The following is a 14,819-nucleotide window of genomic DNA, read 5'->3' as shown; positions in this document are numbered from 1 at the left end:
GTATTCCTTTTTAACAAATCGCGGGATGATGGTTGAAACAGAAAAACCTCCTGTTGTGGAAGTTTTTCTGTTTCTGCCTTAATGGCAGCGCTTTATTATTACTTTTGTGTCTTAGCGTAAGCTTCTGCGTATTCCTTGGCTGTTTGATCTCCGCCTGCGCCTTTGAATTTATCTATTGCGGCCTTCCAGCCATTTTCATCAATCTTGCCCATGATGTATTTCACCTTGGCATCCAGCAAAATTTGCTGCAGCTCCTGGCCTTTGGTGGCCCACGTCGGCGAGATCAGCACAATCGTTGGATCCAGCACCGCATATTTATCGTTATCTTCCTCGAGCTGGATCTGCAGCTTGGTCATCGGGTCCAGTACGCCCTCAGTTCTGATTTTGGTAACAGGAATCGTTTCAAAAGGGAATTTATACGGGAAACCTACTTCGTTGTCGAAGGCATCCTGATTCGTTCTGACCGCTTTTCCATCCTTCAGATCATAGTGCTTGCCTTCAATGCCCCATTCCAGTAAATCAGCCATCGGTTTATCGGACAGCTTGTCGATAAAACCAAGCAATTGCTTTAAATCGGCTTCTGTTTTGACACTTGATTTGGGGAACATCAGGATACCGTTGGAGCCGCGTTCGCCGTTAATCAACTTGCCTTTAGGGCCTTCCACAATACTGAAAGCATCCATAACGGCATTCGGATTATGGCTTTTAACACGAGTTTCAAAAGTCAGTATTTTGTTGGTGGCCTCATTAATGACACCGCTTTTGGCGTTTTCCAGGTTGGCTTCAAATTTAGGCACATCGATCGAAGCAAAGTCCTGATTGATCAATTTCTCGTCATACAATTTTTTTGTAAATTTGATGGCTTCGAAATACTCCGGGGTTTCCTCGGATTTGGTAAATTTACCGTCCTTCAGCCCCCACGCATTGGGCGCGCCGAACGTTACACCGAAATCAGGTCTCAAGGAATCATTCTTAATCATCATCGTCAAACCGTAGGTATCGTTAACCCCATTTTTGTCGGGATCATTGTTTGTAAACGCTTTAAACATGTTGTATAAATCATCGACGGTTTTGGGCTGCTGTAGACCTACATTCGTCAACCAGTCTTTCCGGTACGTATAGGCGTATCTGGCGAACGGGCGATACCGCGGAACCCCATACAGCTTGCCGTCAATCTTCACATTGTCATACACAGCCGGCGGCATTAATGACAGATTCTTGTAATCCTTAATATAAGGACCGATATCCCAGAAAGCGCCATTCTGCGCTGCACTGATCAGGTACGATTGATTAGGCGCTCCACAGCTGGCGAGAATTTGCGGCAAGTCACCCGAGGCGATCATAACGGGAAGCTTGCTGCAGAAATCGTTGCTCGAAATCAGGTTAATCGAAAGCTTCGAATTCGTATATTTCTCTATCGCCTTCTGTGCTTCATTCCCAGGCTGCGGGATATCCTTTCCGTCAAAATTCAACGATATTTTGATGGGCAGCGGTTCTGGACCTTGTGCTGAATTACTTGGGGGAGCGGCATTATTGGTATTGCTCGAACAGCCGACTAACAACGACATTGTCAGGATTGAAGTAATGGCAACTACACTTCTTTTTTTAGTATTCAGTGCTTTCATGGCTGACCTCCATTTGTGATAATAAAGTAACAGCTAGCTTGAAATCGTTTTCATTATGTGCATTCTTAATGCTCCGGACCGCTGTCATACCCTCCCTTGTTTAGTAGTAATACTAACATACCACTAACCTTAATGAATGACGATACACTAATCGTGGCTGCAATTTACCCTTTTCGCGCATTTTCCTCTGATCAAATTCGGTGATATACTAGTATAACCTGTTGCATAAAACTGAAAATAACGGAATTAACGGGGGGGCGTAAGGATGAAAAGCTATTCTGATGAATTTGAGCTGGGACGGCTTCCTGATCTGCGAATTACCGTTCAACTCATGGGTCTGCATGGACGGAAGGTCGATTCGCACTGGAGCTACCCTTCTCATGAGCATCCAATGTACGAAATTCATTGGGTCATTGACGGGGAGATGGAGATGGTCGTAGATGGGCACATTTATCGACAAACCGAAGGGGACATTCTGTTTATTCGGCCAGGGGTTACCCATTCCTGCAAATCGTCCGGACCGCAGGGCTTCACTTACTTCTGCGTGCACTTCAGTGTCATTGACCGTATTTTCTCCAAGGAGCTGGAGCATCACCAAACGACCTATTATCCGGCTGCATCACCGCTGGCGATCGGCATTCAGCCTGCATTATCTACCCTTTATGACCTGTCGATCGAGATCAAAAGCTCGATTTTGTCCACCTCGAAAAGCATGAAGGTTCATTCCGCTGTATTTGATCTGCTTGGAAGCCTGATTGACCAGCTATCGCAATCCGATAATGTCATGCTGACCAAAAAAGAAGTCATGGCCAGTCAAATTGCCGAGCAGATTGAGGACTCCGTACAAACCCTGCTGCTGCATGGGCAAATTCACGAAAATGGACGGACCTGGGTGCAGGATATCGCCAAATCGGTTAATATGAGCACCTCCCAGGTCAATCGTATTTTTCATCAGGTGTATGGCAAAGCTCCACGTAAATATTTGTCTGAAATTTTGTTGAACGAGGCCAAACGTCTGCTGCAACAAACCGATCTGTCCGTGGATCATATTGCAATGATGCTCGGGTATCGAACAAGCCCCCATTTTAGCCGCCAATTTAAAAGATGGACCGATATCACACCAAGCGAATACAGGGAGCAAATCGATCCCAAGTTAGGTAATAACCATCAGGAATCGCTTGCTCCCTCTACTCTGGCTGGAAATACTATTCGTAGCGAAAATGCAGCATCAAGGCTTTAAGCTCATAAGCGAGCCTGGAAATAGTACCTGCTGACGAAGCAACCTGCTCGATCGTAGCAGTCTGCTGTTGGGCGGCTGCGGCTACATATCCCGAATTATCTGCAGTTTCACGAGCCAAATGAACAATTCCATCCATCTCATGGACCATATTCTCAGTACTTGAGAAAATTTCCTCGACAGCAGCCGACACCTCCTCAGTTTGTTGTGATACTTTATTCACCGCGTCCACAATATCCCCGAACGAATTACCGGCATGTCCGGCCTTCTCCATGCCAGCGGCGACTGCCAGCCTGCCCGATTCCATGCTCTGTGCCGTTTGCTGAATCGTTCCCTGAATTTCCGTAATCACGTCTCTGATTTGATTCGCTGCCTGTGCAGCCTGGTCAGCCAGCTTGCGCACCTCTCCCGCTACTACAGCAAAGCCTTTTCCCGCCTCACCTGCACGGGCCGCTTCTATGGCAGCGTTCAGCGAAAGCATGCTCGTTTGCCTGGAAATTGTCGTGATCATGCTCACAATATCATCGATTTGCTGTGACTTATCCTGCAGCTGCTTAACACTATGAAATGATTCATGAACCGTGCCGTGTATCGTGTTCATCTGACGAATCAACTCATATAACGATTCATTGCCTGCTGTCGCAGCTGCCATCGCGGTTGAAGTCGATTCACTGACCAGCTCAACACTACCGGCAATTTGCTCCATACCCAGGGAAACCTCGGTAGACATTTGCTTCAAATTGCCGATAATATGGACTTCCTTCTCCGTACCTTCGGCAACACCTTGAATCGAGGTAGCAATCTCCTCCGTCGCCTTATTCGTCTCCATCGCTCCCTGCTTCAGCTGCTCGGCCTGGGTAGCGACTTCTTGCGAGCAGACCGAAATCTGAACCATCATCCCTTTCAGAACTCCGATCGTACGATTAAAGTTATGTCCCATCTGTTCAAATTCATCCTTCGTACGAATCTCAAGCCTAGTATTGAAATCCCCTTCGGCAAGCGAGGTCGATAACACATTCACCTTGTGAATGTTGGTCGTAATATAACGACTGAAGGCAATAATCGCTCCGATCATGACCAATACCGCAATAACAATCACAAGCAGCATCCGCTGCAGCAGGCTATTCAATGGAGCATACAGCTCCTGCTCCGGTATCGCGAGTGCTAAGCTCCAGCCAGTCTCGGGAATGATCGAATAGAACACCCGAACCTGCTTGCCGGACTGCTCAAAGCCTCCTTGAAATCCGCTGGAGCCGCCGAGCTTCACGTCCTCCATAATCTTCTTGCCCAGAGCAGCCAAAGAAGGATTGGCATCCTTGTACAACTCGTCCTTCATCACCTTCTGCGCATCCCGCTCGGCGATGAGCTTGCCCGTTTTATCCATCAGGAAAGCCCAGCCGGTTTCACCGACCTTAATTTCCTTAATCATTTGCTGCATGCTGTTCAAGCTGATATCACCAGTGGTCACGCCGAGAAACTGCTTGCGCTCATCATAAAAAGGGACGGTTGCCGTAATCATCGTTGTCTTGATCGTCTCGTCATAATACGGATCTGTAAAAATCGCGCCTTCTTTGGAATTTATACCATTGCGGTACCACTCTGTCCTGGGATAATCGTACTCCGCGGTCATATATTGATCGGTATAGGTCACCTCATCCCCATCCTTGTACACATAGGGTCCAAAGTATGGCTGTCCCGGCTTGTACCGATTGGGCTCAAACCAGACGCCAACACCCAGCGTATCGGGATTTAAGGAGGGAATATTCAACAGCATGGCCTTATAATCCTGTGGATTCCACGCCATTCCCCGTGCTTCTACCAATCTGGCCACAGTTTGCGGGATTCGGGTGTGCGATGAGAGCTTGTTTTGAATATCGTGAATGGTTTGCTGCAATTGATTGTTCATCTTGCCTTCGATCTCATGGGTGATCATATTTTGCGAGAATGTATAGCTGATCCACGACAAAGATAAGGTCAAACATATAAGGATGGGAAGCATAAATACCAGGAATTTGGTTTGAATCCTTGTAAATTGCATCAACACTCTCTGCTTAATCACCCGATTCCCCACCTTAAGCTAGATTCTATTGGAGTACGACATCCAAAACCTCGAATAACCGTCGATTTCGACCAGTACACGACCCAACTGAGGAGCAGCATCCTTGGCATTCATATCCATGTTCAAATGGGTCAGGCTTACATACATATCCTTAATCGCAGCTTCAAAAAAAGCGGCTTTCATGCCAAAGGTTCCCCCTGAGCTTATGTATGCATAGTGTTTTCTAATATCATTTTCGATCAAAGCATATTTCTCTGTAAGGTCGATCCATGCCTGAGCGCTGCCATCTCCATCCCTCTCTACCACCTCTAACGACTGTTTTAATTCCCCTACACGTACCATGTAATGAGTAAGTACCTCCACCGCTTCTTCCTTCGAGATTACAGCTGCTTCGTTTACCATACACATAGGCCTCCTTGTCCATATCACTCGTATTGGTCTTTAGGATCAGTAGAATAGGTATGAATCCCTATATCATTGAGTATAGGTGATGAGATAGCTAACTATATTAAATAAAAGCAGGAATATTGTAAAAAAACAGCACTTGGACTCATGGCTCAGTGCTGTTTTTGCTATCCTTTTATCGAGTGTTTCATTCCATGGCAACTTTGAGGGTGTGAAGGTGGTCAGGTTGTCGGCAATTCCGGCATTGGCCCTTCTTCAGAAAAATCGATCCAGTCGCTGATTACCGACCAACGTTCGGCATCGGCCATTCTTGCTTCTTCGATTTGGTGGATCGTTTTGGCGGAACCGCCACCGAGCAGAATGTGAGCGGGTAAATTCTCGACATAGGCAACTTTGAAAACGACCTCGGCGACTTTTTTGGGATCGCCTGGCTCATTACCCCAATAGGATTCAAGTTGTTCTATCACTTTGCCAACTGACGCTTGATATTCGGGCAGCATGAAGGTCCGATTATCGAAGGCGCGTTTGCCCCAATTGGTGCGCATGCCGCCGGGTTCGAGGGCAGTCATTTTGACCCCGAACGGGGCGATCTCTGCTGCGACCGCCTCGGTAAAGCCACCCACGGCCCATTTGGATGCATGATAAGCTGCATTGCCTGCGGTAGCGAAACGACCGCCGGCCGAGGAAATATGGAGGATATGGCCGCTTCGTTGCTGGCGCATGATCGGGATCGCCGCACGGGTGAGATTCACGACCCCAAAGAGGCATGTATCGACAAGCCGGCGGAAATCCTCGGACGGCACCTGCTCGAAAGGCTGGGTATCGCCGTAGCCTGCATTGTTGACCAGGACATCAAGCCGTCCAAAGTTTTCAAGTACGAGTTGAACCGCTCTATGTGCCGATTCTTCATCGGTAACATCCAGCTTAGCGACACTGATCTGACTACCATATTGCTTAACCAGATCATCTAGCTGTTCAATATTGCGAGCTGTTGCGACTACATGTTCACCCTTGGCAAGAATAACCTCGGTAATATGTCGGCCCAGGCCGTTACCGCTTCCCGTAATTAACCACACCTTTGACATGAAATCCTCTCCCTATTTTAAACTTGTACTTAGTAGAAAGGCCTTTACCTAGACGGCCTTGTGTCTCTTATTGTAGGGTGATTATAATTGAGGAGATAGTAGGATTGTGTCTAATTTTTGCCTAAAACTCCGAGGGGTTGGATACGGAAACTAATAGCCGGAAAATGATTGCGTTCCGCCGGCAAATCATGAGGAGGAAGATGCTTATGTCCCATCATACTGATGAGCGATCAGTGGTATTGCAGCGGATGCTACGCATCTGCAACGCTTATTCCTTTGACCGCGATATTTGCGAGACTGGTATTTCGTTCATTTCGCTGCTGAAAGCCGACCAGCCGACCACCATTCAATACGGTTTTTTCCAGCCCGGGATATGTGTCATCCTTCAAGGCAGCAAAACATTGATAGCCCGCAATCACACCTACAACTATGGAGCCGGAGATTATATTGCATCCAACATCGATATGCCGGTCAAAGGCCAAGTGGCCCAAGCCACGCAAGAGGCGCCATACCTGGCGCTCCGAATCGATTTTACCACTGACGAGGTTGCATCCGTTGTTCTGGATGCCCAGCTTAACGCTCTGGGAGAGAGCCGACTGGCTGAAGGGGTGTATATTGATAAGACTGGAGTTGAAGTCCTTCATGTGCTTGAGCGGATGCTTAAGTTGGCTACTGACAATAAAGCGGCGGCCTTTCTCGCACCTGGCGTTAAGCGTGAACTGATTTATCGCCTGCTAACCGATGAGGGCGGCGCGCGCTTCTACAACAACATGCTATTGCATCATGAAGCGGCGGGCATCAGCAGGGCTATTCATTATGTCAAAGCAAACTATACACGTCCCCTTACCATTGAGGAAATTGCTCAAGTAGGTTGTATGAGCCCTTCTACCCTGCATCACAAATTCAAAGCTGTCACTACGCTGAGCCCAATCCAGTATCAGAAACAGCTGCGACTGCAGGAAGCGCGCAGAATTTTGCTTGCCGACGATATTGATGTCACATCAACTGCGCTCGAGGTCGGATACGAAAGTCTGACGCAGTTTAACCGAGAATACAAACGGTTCTTCGGCCTACCGCCGCTTAAAGACATTCGCGCTATTGCCAATCAGGCCAAGGCAAAATCGCCCGAATCTATTCATACGTCTATAGAATCAGAGCATCCTTGAAAGGGGGCCCTGATTATTTCGCCGATGAGCCATATCATAAGCAGAGAATTGAAGTGGTAGTTGATTTTAACGTCATAGAACGAAGTCTTTTTCTTACAACTACCGATACGATGACTAATTAAAATGATGAAAAGCCTCTGTTAAGGGCTTTTTCGTATTATTAGGTTAGCCGGAAAAATCTGGTTGGCCTTTTTTTAGATTCGGTATAAGATGGCGGTAGTCGGGAGAACGGGGGGCTTTTAGGGGGAAAACCCCGGACAAAAAACTGTTCTCCCACTGCCACACAATAACCATGTTTGAGCTGGTTGAGACCATGGCGCAAGCATTCACCGCGCGTAATGTAGAGAATGGAAAATCGAGATGCATTGTTCATACGGAAGAAGGATTTGAGAAGTTTGGAGAATGGCTTGGAGAACTGCGTCAGAAAACGGGTAAAGAATCAGTAGTCGTTTTAGAAGCAACAGGCATTATCATCGGGGGCTAGTGGCTACATGGAACGAAGTGGGTTCTGCCACATGGTCATTAATCCACTGCGATCCAAACGAGCAAAAGGTTCTCAACTACGAAAAGTAAAAACAGATACCGCAGATGCATGGCACTTAGCAGAAATGTATTACCATGGCGTTGTTAAGCCTCATCGTAAAGGTGAAGGGCAACTTCTAGAGCTCCAGCATCTCACGTGACAGCATATGTTCATAACAGCGATGTACGTGCAAGCCAAGCTGAATATGCGGGCGTTGCTTGACCAAGTGTTTCCTGCGTATGAAGGTGTGTTTTATGATCTGTATTCCCAAACAGCGCTGCGTGTTTTGCATCAATATTTAAGCGGCAGGGTGATCACAGAGGAAACCATTCTGGAAACCGTACAGAGGTTACACGGTCAAAGCTGGATACGTGAAAAGCTGGCACGACTTCAGAGCCTTTCTTCAAGCAAGGGTCGAAGCCAGGCGCAAACGGTAACTTTGCAAAGTATGGTAGGCTTGCTGCTTGCATTCCAAGAGCAACTCGGGTATTTGACGAGGAAACGCCACCGTAATCCCAGAAGTGGCCCTTCTTAAAACAATCCTGGGCGTTCTACGATTTTGGCCACTTACCTCGAACGAACAATGATCACGAACGGTTTTTCAGGCAGACGAAGACCCATCATCGACGAATGACAGGCCGTCGGAGCTGGAATGAATACATACTTCGCAATGGAGAGTACGTAGTACTTGTTGATGATGCATTACAACAGGAAGACTTGACGAACAGGTTAAGTCTTGTTTCTTATGAAAATTACAAACAACAAAAAGAACGCTGGAATAGTAGACTGAACGAAAGTTTACTGCGGAAAAGACTTAGAAAAGATCCCCTAGCAGACCTCCAAAACCTTGAAAACAAGCATAGTATGTTGGTTATTCCACTGTAAAAAAAAAGAACCCGGAGCTGCTTCTCCGTGTTCAGGTTAGAATAATTGGAATATGCCGGTATGATATGCCCAGGATAAACATTTATTACCATATTTCAGGAAGCGTTGACGCTTCCGTTCATGATTTGGTGTAGGAACCTTTGATGGTATTCAGCGCGAATGACCATCGCTTTCAAACTAACGAGTACTTCCCTCGCTTCCTCCAAATATTCCTTGTCCCCAAAAATTTCATACAGTCTCAAGTAATCATTATACTCATCCAGCCATTCGTTGAAATAAGAAGATGTCATATTCATCACTCCTTTAGATTCAAGATTAGCAATGCAACATTAAGGTTTGATTAGAACAAGATAAATGCCAAATATATTTTTTCCAAGCTCCTCCACAATAGCCGTTGATCTCCAAGCAGACTCACTCCTCTTTACCTCTCCTGTTAACGCTTCCAAATCTGTTAGTCATATGTCATTAGCCGTTACACATGCCGCTGGGCCTTTATATACTAGTTTAAGGTTTAAATCTTGTGTGTATGCCTGTTTTCCCAAAAAATCCGTTTTTATTTATTTGGCCAGGAGTGAGCGCTATGAAATGGAATGACTGTACGGGCAGTTATAAAGCCTATCTTAGCTTAGGTACGACCTGTCAAACGGCCCATCAACTACAAAGACTGGGATTGCGTCAATTTGCCGGTCCCTTGGATTGGTTTATTTCTGATTCCGTACCTGATCTGGTCCAACTGATTCGCAAACGATTTTATGGTTTTATGGAGTTCGATCATCTCCAGCTCATTGACAGAACCTATGATCATTTCGTTGTCAGAGATAATGCTTATGAGGTTGTCTCCTTTCACGATTTCCCCCGGTACCTTACGACCGAGCGAATTTGGGATGCTTATCCTCCTTTCAAAGGAAAGATCGATCGGCGAGTTCAGCGTTTTTTGAGAACAGCAAGGTACAGCAGTCCGGTTGTACTTATTAGAACACAAACGTCCAAGAGAGAAGCGATCCAACTCAAGGCGGCCTTGAACACGCTGATGTACGGTAAATTCCGATTACTTATTGTTAATAATCATGCCAGCGGCTTACACACGGTGATGCACGAGGATTGGGGTATCGATGGAGTGAGCTCGGTTAATGTACCAAGCGGTCGTGATTGGAAAGGCTCCGATCAGGCTTGGAACACCATTATGAGAGGGTTTACGCTTAGCTACTAATGAACACAAGAGGAAGCATATAAGCCTGGACTTCGTTCTGCAGTATGGATGTATCGCGCTAGCTGTGTTGTCTTCTTGCAGAGACAACACAGCTAGCGCTTTTATATTGTCATAACGAGCAGCTACAATTTGGTTAAAAAAACTGGTTTCGGACAATATTAACAATAATCTGCAAGAAAGGATAGGAAACTATGGCATGGATTGTAACAGGTGTTGTTGTGGTTATCATGCTCATTGCTTCATTGGAGGCCCCTGCTTTGTGGAAAGCGAGCAAGTTTAAAGAGCTTACTTTATTCCTGTCGCTGATGTGCGGTGCTGGTGTGCTGAGTGTATTGGAAGCTCTCCAATTTCCGCTACCCAATCCACTCGAATGGATCAATTCGACATTTGAACCGTTAAATCAGGCGATCTATTCCGTATTTGAATGAAGAGGACGTGTGGATAATGGATTCAAAGGAAACCATAAAGGCGCGTTCTTTTATGATTCTCGTTATTATGTTCGCGGTGGGCACCTCCATTCTGATTACGCCCGGCGGTTTGGCCATCGATGCGAAGCAGGATGCCTGGATGGCAAGTATCTTAGGTGTTTTTATCAATATCCTGCTGGTGCTGCTGTATGCCACGCTTGGCAATCGATATCCGAATAAGACATTTGTCGAATACTGCATCATCTCGCTCGGACCCTGGATCGGAAAATTCGTGGCTCTGCTGTTTATAGCCTTTTTCTATATACTTGCCTCCCTGATGCTTGGCGATATGGGGATTTTTCTGACATCGCAAATTATGCCGGACACACCGATGGAAATATTAAAAATTATTTTCACCTTCGTTATCGTTATGGCTATTCGAGCAGGACTCAAAGTATATACCCATGCGGCGGAAATCTTTATTATATGGATGTTTGGGCTGTTTATCCTGCTCATCCTTACTTCCGCACCCAAGTTTCACTTTGACAATCTCTATCCGCTGCTGGAGTTTGGTATCAAGCCTGTATTTAAGGGTGCCTACAATTTTCTCGCTCTGCAGGAGATGGTTGTGCTGCTAATGTTTTATCCATACGTATCGGCTGGTGCCAAGGATCGCAGAAGCAGATTTATTATAGGCATGTCGATAGGTGGCAGCCTCCTCATTATTATGACTCTCTCCAGTATTCTTGTTCTTGGGCCTGCACTTACAGCCAATCAATTATTTCCTGCCTATGCGGTTGCAAAGCACATTAACATTGGCGAGTTTTTGGAACGCATCGAATCGGTGATGATGTTTCTCTGGATTTTATCCATATTCATGAAGATTACACTAACGTTCCATGCCTCTGTCCTCGGTATGGCGCAGATTTTCAATTTCAAGGATGAAAAGCCGTTCGTCTGGCCATTTGCCATCGGAATGATTGTCCTATCGTCGATGTGCTATCCCAGCACGATGTTTGTCATCAAGCTGCTTACCCACAGCTGGGCGGCCTTCTCTCTTCTGTTCATGCTGATACTTCCGCTGCTTGTATTCGGCGTATCGCTCATTCGCCGCCAGAATGCCAACAGCAGCAACTAATTTGATCGTGAAATGGGGTGACTTCCCAAGCTATGCGCAAATCTGACGATATAACCGATCCAATCAGCGATCAGCTTGAGCCCAACCTTAAGCATATCAAGCAAACCCTGGGCAACAGTGGCGATATCAGATTCAGGGATTTCCAAATAGACGGGATCGGGAATACATTTCTGAAGGCTTCTATCATATATGTAGAGGGCTACTCCAATTCACAGATCATGCTGCAGTCTTTGCTTGCTGATGCCTATGAACCGCAGGATTTGTCCGATCCTGAGAGTCTTCTCTACCACTACAAGGTCAGCGTGATTTCTGAGGGTGATGTGAGAGAGGTCACTCACTTTGAGGAATTATTCGATGGACTGCTTTCTGGCAGCAGTATCCTGCTTATTGAAGGGTGTGCCTACGGCCTGTCAGTTGGAACCAAGCAAGTAAAAGCCCGTACCGTTGAAGAACCAAATGTGCAATCCGTCGTACGCGGCCCCCGCGAAGGCTTCACGGAGGTACTCTCCTGGAATACGGCGATGCTGCGTCGTAAAATTAACAGCCGTCATCTATGGATCGAATTTTTCAAGATCGGCACCGTCACCCAAACCGAGGTAGCCCTCGTCTATTTAAAAAATCTGGTTTCTGATGATCTGGTTAACGAAGTCCGCAGCCGTATCAACCAAATCGATATTGATGCTGTGCTGGAAAGCAACTATCTCGAAGAGTTTCTTCAGGACCAGCGTTACACCCCATTTCCGACCATTTACAATACAGAACGGCCGGATGTTGTCGCAGCCGGATTAATGGAGGCAAGAATAGGAGTAATGGTAGACGGCACCCCGTTCACACTGTTGGCTCCAGCACTATTCACACAATTTTTTCAATCCAGCGAGGATTACTACCAACGAAGTGATTTTGCTACCCTGATTCGTTTACTGCGCTTTGTGTGTCTCGTTATCGCAACATTAACGCCTTCACTATACATTGCCTTGTCAACGTTCCATCAGGAAATGATCCCCACAACCTTGCTCTACAACCTGTCGGGCCAACGCGAAGGGGTGCCTTTCCCTGCTCTGATCGAAGCCTTGATTATGGAGATCACCTTCGAAATCCTCCGCGAAGCGAGCGTTCGTATGCCCAAGACGATTGGACAAGCCATCTCAATTGTAGGTACATTGGTCGTCGGACAGGCAGCAGTTGAAGCCGGTTTGGTCACTGCCGGTATGGTTATTGTTGTCTCCATAACCGCCATAGCCAATTTTGTTATTCCTGCGTTCAATATGGGAATTGCAGCACGTATTATACGCTTCTGTTTGATGCTCGTTGGGGGGACATTCGGTCTGTTTGGCATATTTATGGGGATTATTCTGCTCGTCATCCATATGTGCGGCTTGTCCTCACTGGGCGTCCCCTACATGTCACCCTTTGCTCCCTTCCACATGTCGGATCAAAAGGATACACTCGTCAGATTTCCGTTGATGAGCATGATTACCCGGCCCAAAAGCCTGAAGCCCCGTAATCTGATTAGACAAAAAAGGAGCTCTACCCAGCAGGAGGAATAAAGATGAGACGACTCGCGTTGTGTTTGATCATAGGCATGCTGATTCCCCTGCTGGCTGGCTGCTGGGACCGTAATGAATTGAATGAAATCAGTCTCGTTGTTGGGCTTGGCCTCGATAAAGTGGACGATAAGTATAAAGTAAGCGTTCAACTCGTGAATCCGTCCCGTGTCGCCCCCAAAGCTGGAGTTAGCAGCAATGCCAGTCCAGTCGTCACTTTTGAGGAATCAGGTAAAACACTCCCTGAAGCACTGCGACGTATGGAGGTTCAGGTACCGCGCAAGCTGTATTTTGCGCATTTGCGTATGATTGTACTTGGGGAAGAGCTTGCAAAATCGGGAATTAGCAAACCGCTTGATTTCATATCCAGAAACCCGCAAATGCGGACCGATTTTTTTCTGATTATTGCCAAAAATTCCGATGCCTCCGAGGTACTAAAGGTTTTCAGCCGTATGGATCCGATTCCGGCAAATAATTTATATACAACACTGGAAGCCTCAGATAAGCTGTGGGCCGCAACCGGTAAAATTACGCTTGATAAGCTGATTCAGGATCTCAGCAAGCCTGGTAAAAGTCCTGCAATGACCGGAGTTGAAATTATCGGGAGTAAGGTTATTGGTGAGAGTACCCTGAATGTCGAAAAGATTGCGCCACCGGCATTATTAAGGTATTCAGGCATGGCTATTTTCAAGGTAGATCGTATGGTAGGCTGGATTGACGAGGACGAGACGAAAGCGTTGAACTATGTGCAAAATACAGTCAATCAAACCGTTGGTTATCTTTCCTGCCCAGGCGAAAGTGGTAGGGTATCCGTAGATGCTGTCAATGTAAGATCTCACATGGATACCCGGGTCAAAAATGGAAAACCGATTGTTGATATCCATGTCCGCATAGAGCAAAATATATCAGACATCGAATGTGATGTCGACATCACCCAAAAGCCTGTGCTCGACAAATTGAAGGAGGAAGGCGATCAAAAATTAAAAAAATTGATTACCAACGCCATTCACAAGGTACAAAAGCAATATGGAACCGATATTTTTGGTTTTGGAGAGCTTATTCACCAAAAAAACCCAAAAATCTGGTCTCAATACAAAGACTGGAATGAAGAATTCAAGCAATTGGAGTTCCATGTGCAGGTTGATACCATACTGAGACGTATGGGAACGATCGTACAATCCGTAGACCAGCAAACCAAGCAATAAGAACGCAAAAAAAGCTTAACGAAAGCGACTAAACGCAATCCTGTTAAGCTTTATTTATTACGTATATCCAAGCGTATATGTCTATGCGCTTACCTTTACAAGTCTCTTGTTTTGAGCGTATGGGTATAAGCTTTTTTCATCAACGTCGCTTTTAGTTCCCTGTCCATACTATGTTCATGAAGGATCAAGTAAAAGTTGGACATGAAATGATGCCAGTTAATCCTGGTTTGTTTCATAATTTCATCCATATTCAGCCCGCCTCACCTGTAGCTTTGATATAGTATATTACCCATCTCGGGCGTGTGCTAATCAGATGGTATCAGCACTGTG

At 46.2% G+C, this 14,819-nt stretch carries 16 protein-coding genes; 10 read left to right on the top strand and 6 right to left on the bottom strand.

What is annotated here, in order from left to right:
- Window positions 1–98: 98 nt before the first annotated feature.
- Complete coding sequence (locus NST47_RS07110; RefSeq protein WP_341154502.1) at window positions 99–1,625, bottom strand: ABC transporter substrate-binding protein; 1,527 nt, start codon at window positions 1,623–1,625, stop codon at window positions 99–101.
- 265 nt (window positions 1,626–1,890) lie between these two features.
- Between NST47_RS07110 and NST47_RS07105 the strand changes: the two genes are divergently transcribed.
- Window positions 1,891–2,865, top strand: a complete 975-nt coding sequence (locus NST47_RS07105) for a helix-turn-helix domain-containing protein (protein ID WP_341154501.1) — start codon at window positions 1,891–1,893, stop codon at window positions 2,863–2,865.
- On the opposite strand, the gene NST47_RS07100 is transcribed toward NST47_RS07105, so the two are convergent.
- The 3 genes from NST47_RS07100 to NST47_RS07090 form a co-directional block, all read right to left on the bottom strand.
- Complete coding sequence (locus tag NST47_RS07100) at window positions 2,831–4,900, bottom strand: methyl-accepting chemotaxis protein (RefSeq protein WP_341154500.1); 2,070 nt, start codon at window positions 4,898–4,900, stop codon at window positions 2,831–2,833. The two genes, NST47_RS07105 and NST47_RS07100, sit on opposite strands and share 35 nt — an antisense overlap.
- A gap of 39 nt (window positions 4,901–4,939) precedes the next feature.
- Window positions 4,940–5,323, bottom strand: coding sequence for a hypothetical protein (locus tag NST47_RS07095; protein ID WP_341154499.1), 384 nt, complete (start codon window positions 5,321–5,323; stop codon window positions 4,940–4,942).
- Between the two features lie 224 nt (window positions 5,324–5,547).
- Complete coding sequence (locus NST47_RS07090) at window positions 5,548–6,411, bottom strand: SDR family NAD(P)-dependent oxidoreductase (RefSeq protein WP_341154498.1); 864 nt, start codon at window positions 6,409–6,411, stop codon at window positions 5,548–5,550.
- Window positions 6,412–6,617: 206 nt separating this feature from the next.
- On the opposite strand from NST47_RS07090, the gene NST47_RS07085 reads away from it, so the two are divergent.
- The 4 genes from NST47_RS07085 (at window position 6,618) to NST47_RS07075 (ending at window position 8,635) form a co-directional block, all read left to right on the top strand.
- Window positions 6,618–7,577: an AraC family transcriptional regulator gene (locus NST47_RS07085; RefSeq protein ID WP_341154497.1), complete on the top strand. Its 960-nt coding sequence runs from the start codon at window positions 6,618–6,620 to the stop codon at window positions 7,575–7,577.
- Window positions 7,578–7,869: 292 nt separating this feature from the next.
- Complete coding sequence (locus tag NST47_RS07080; protein WP_341154496.1) at window positions 7,870–8,061, top strand: hypothetical protein; 192 nt, start codon at window positions 7,870–7,872, stop codon at window positions 8,059–8,061.
- Window positions 8,062–8,068: 7 nt separating this feature from the next.
- A complete protein-coding gene (locus tag NST47_RS37135) occupies window positions 8,069–8,260 on the top strand; it encodes an IS110 family transposase (protein WP_445667362.1) in 192 nt (63 codons plus the stop codon).
- A 6-nt stretch (window positions 8,261–8,266) separates the two neighbouring features.
- Window positions 8,267–8,635, top strand: a complete 369-nt coding sequence (locus NST47_RS07075; protein WP_341154495.1) for a hypothetical protein — start codon at window positions 8,267–8,269, stop codon at window positions 8,633–8,635.
- Between the two features lie 445 nt (window positions 8,636–9,080).
- On the opposite strand, the gene NST47_RS07070 is transcribed toward NST47_RS07075, so the two are convergent.
- Complete coding sequence (locus NST47_RS07070; protein ID WP_341154494.1) at window positions 9,081–9,275, bottom strand: hypothetical protein; 195 nt, start codon at window positions 9,273–9,275, stop codon at window positions 9,081–9,083.
- A 290-nt stretch (window positions 9,276–9,565) separates the two neighbouring features.
- Here NST47_RS07070 and NST47_RS07065 point away from each other — a divergent pair, with 290 nt between their 5' ends.
- The 5 genes from NST47_RS07065 to NST47_RS07045 all read left to right on the top strand — a co-directional run bounded on the left by NST47_RS07065 (window position 9,566) and on the right by NST47_RS07045 (window position 14,489).
- Window positions 9,566–10,195 (top strand): DUF1796 family putative cysteine peptidase, encoded by a 630-nt coding sequence (locus tag NST47_RS07065; RefSeq protein ID WP_341154493.1) that lies wholly within the window; start codon window positions 9,566–9,568, stop codon window positions 10,193–10,195.
- Between the two features lie 191 nt (window positions 10,196–10,386).
- Entirely contained in the window at window positions 10,387–10,623 is a 237-nt protein-coding gene (locus NST47_RS07060; RefSeq protein WP_341154492.1) for a hypothetical protein, read from the top strand.
- A 16-nt stretch (window positions 10,624–10,639) separates the two neighbouring features.
- Complete coding sequence (locus tag NST47_RS07055; protein ID WP_341154491.1) at window positions 10,640–11,740, top strand: GerAB/ArcD/ProY family transporter; 1,101 nt, start codon at window positions 10,640–10,642, stop codon at window positions 11,738–11,740.
- A 32-nt stretch (window positions 11,741–11,772) separates the two neighbouring features.
- Entirely contained in the window at window positions 11,773–13,287 is a 1,515-nt protein-coding gene (locus NST47_RS07050; protein WP_341154490.1) for a spore germination protein, read from the top strand.
- Between the two features lie 2 nt (window positions 13,288–13,289).
- A complete protein-coding gene (locus tag NST47_RS07045; RefSeq protein WP_341154489.1) occupies window positions 13,290–14,489 on the top strand; it encodes a Ger(x)C family spore germination protein in 1,200 nt (399 codons plus the stop codon).
- A 95-nt stretch (window positions 14,490–14,584) separates the two neighbouring features.
- Here the strand turns inward: NST47_RS07045 and NST47_RS07040 are convergent, their stop codons facing one another.
- Window positions 14,585–14,737: a hypothetical protein gene (locus NST47_RS07040; protein WP_341154488.1), complete on the bottom strand. Its 153-nt coding sequence runs from the start codon at window positions 14,735–14,737 to the stop codon at window positions 14,585–14,587.
- Window positions 14,738–14,819: the final 82 nt, after the last annotated feature.

The sequence above is a fragment of the Paenibacillus sp. FSL H8-0034 genome, from assembly GCF_038000305.1.
In the GTDB taxonomy this organism is placed as follows: domain Bacteria; phylum Bacillota; class Bacilli; order Paenibacillales; family NBRC-103111; genus Paenibacillus_S.
The sequence above is the reverse complement of the archived record's forward strand: the minus strand, read 5'-3'. Positions and strand labels throughout refer to the sequence as shown.

Bases quoted from the DNA above. Each gene is read 5' to 3' on its own strand.
- NST47_RS07110 (WP_341154502.1), bottom strand. From the start codon at position 1,625: ATGAAAGCACTGAATACTAAAAAAAGAAGTGTAGTTGCCATTACTTCA.
- NST47_RS07105 (WP_341154501.1), top strand. From the start codon at position 1,891: ATGAAAAGCTATTCTGATGAATTTGAGCTGGGACGGCTTCCTGATCTG.
- NST47_RS07100 (WP_341154500.1), bottom strand. From the start codon at position 4,900: ATGCAATTTACAAGGATTCAAACCAAATTCCTGGTATTTATGCTTCCC.
- NST47_RS07095 (WP_341154499.1), bottom strand. From the start codon at position 5,323: ATGGTAAACGAAGCAGCTGTAATCTCGAAGGAAGAAGCGGTGGAGGTA.
- NST47_RS07090 (WP_341154498.1), bottom strand. From the start codon at position 6,411: ATGTCAAAGGTGTGGTTAATTACGGGAAGCGGTAACGGCCTGGGCCGA.
- NST47_RS07085 (WP_341154497.1), top strand. From the start codon at position 6,618: ATGTCCCATCATACTGATGAGCGATCAGTGGTATTGCAGCGGATGCTA.
- NST47_RS07080 (WP_341154496.1), top strand. From the start codon at position 7,870: ATGTTTGAGCTGGTTGAGACCATGGCGCAAGCATTCACCGCGCGTAAT.
- NST47_RS37135 (WP_445667362.1), top strand. From the start codon at position 8,069: ATGGAACGAAGTGGGTTCTGCCACATGGTCATTAATCCACTGCGATCC.
- NST47_RS07075 (WP_341154495.1), top strand. From the start codon at position 8,267: ATGTTCATAACAGCGATGTACGTGCAAGCCAAGCTGAATATGCGGGCG.
- NST47_RS07070 (WP_341154494.1), bottom strand. From the start codon at position 9,275: ATGACATCTTCTTATTTCAACGAATGGCTGGATGAGTATAATGATTAC.
- NST47_RS07065 (WP_341154493.1), top strand. From the start codon at position 9,566: ATGAAATGGAATGACTGTACGGGCAGTTATAAAGCCTATCTTAGCTTA.
- NST47_RS07060 (WP_341154492.1), top strand. From the start codon at position 10,387: ATGGCATGGATTGTAACAGGTGTTGTTGTGGTTATCATGCTCATTGCT.
- NST47_RS07055 (WP_341154491.1), top strand. From the start codon at position 10,640: ATGGATTCAAAGGAAACCATAAAGGCGCGTTCTTTTATGATTCTCGTT.
- NST47_RS07050 (WP_341154490.1), top strand. From the start codon at position 11,773: ATGCGCAAATCTGACGATATAACCGATCCAATCAGCGATCAGCTTGAG.
- NST47_RS07045 (WP_341154489.1), top strand. From the start codon at position 13,290: ATGAGACGACTCGCGTTGTGTTTGATCATAGGCATGCTGATTCCCCTG.
- NST47_RS07040 (WP_341154488.1), bottom strand. From the start codon at position 14,737: ATGGATGAAATTATGAAACAAACCAGGATTAACTGGCATCATTTCATG.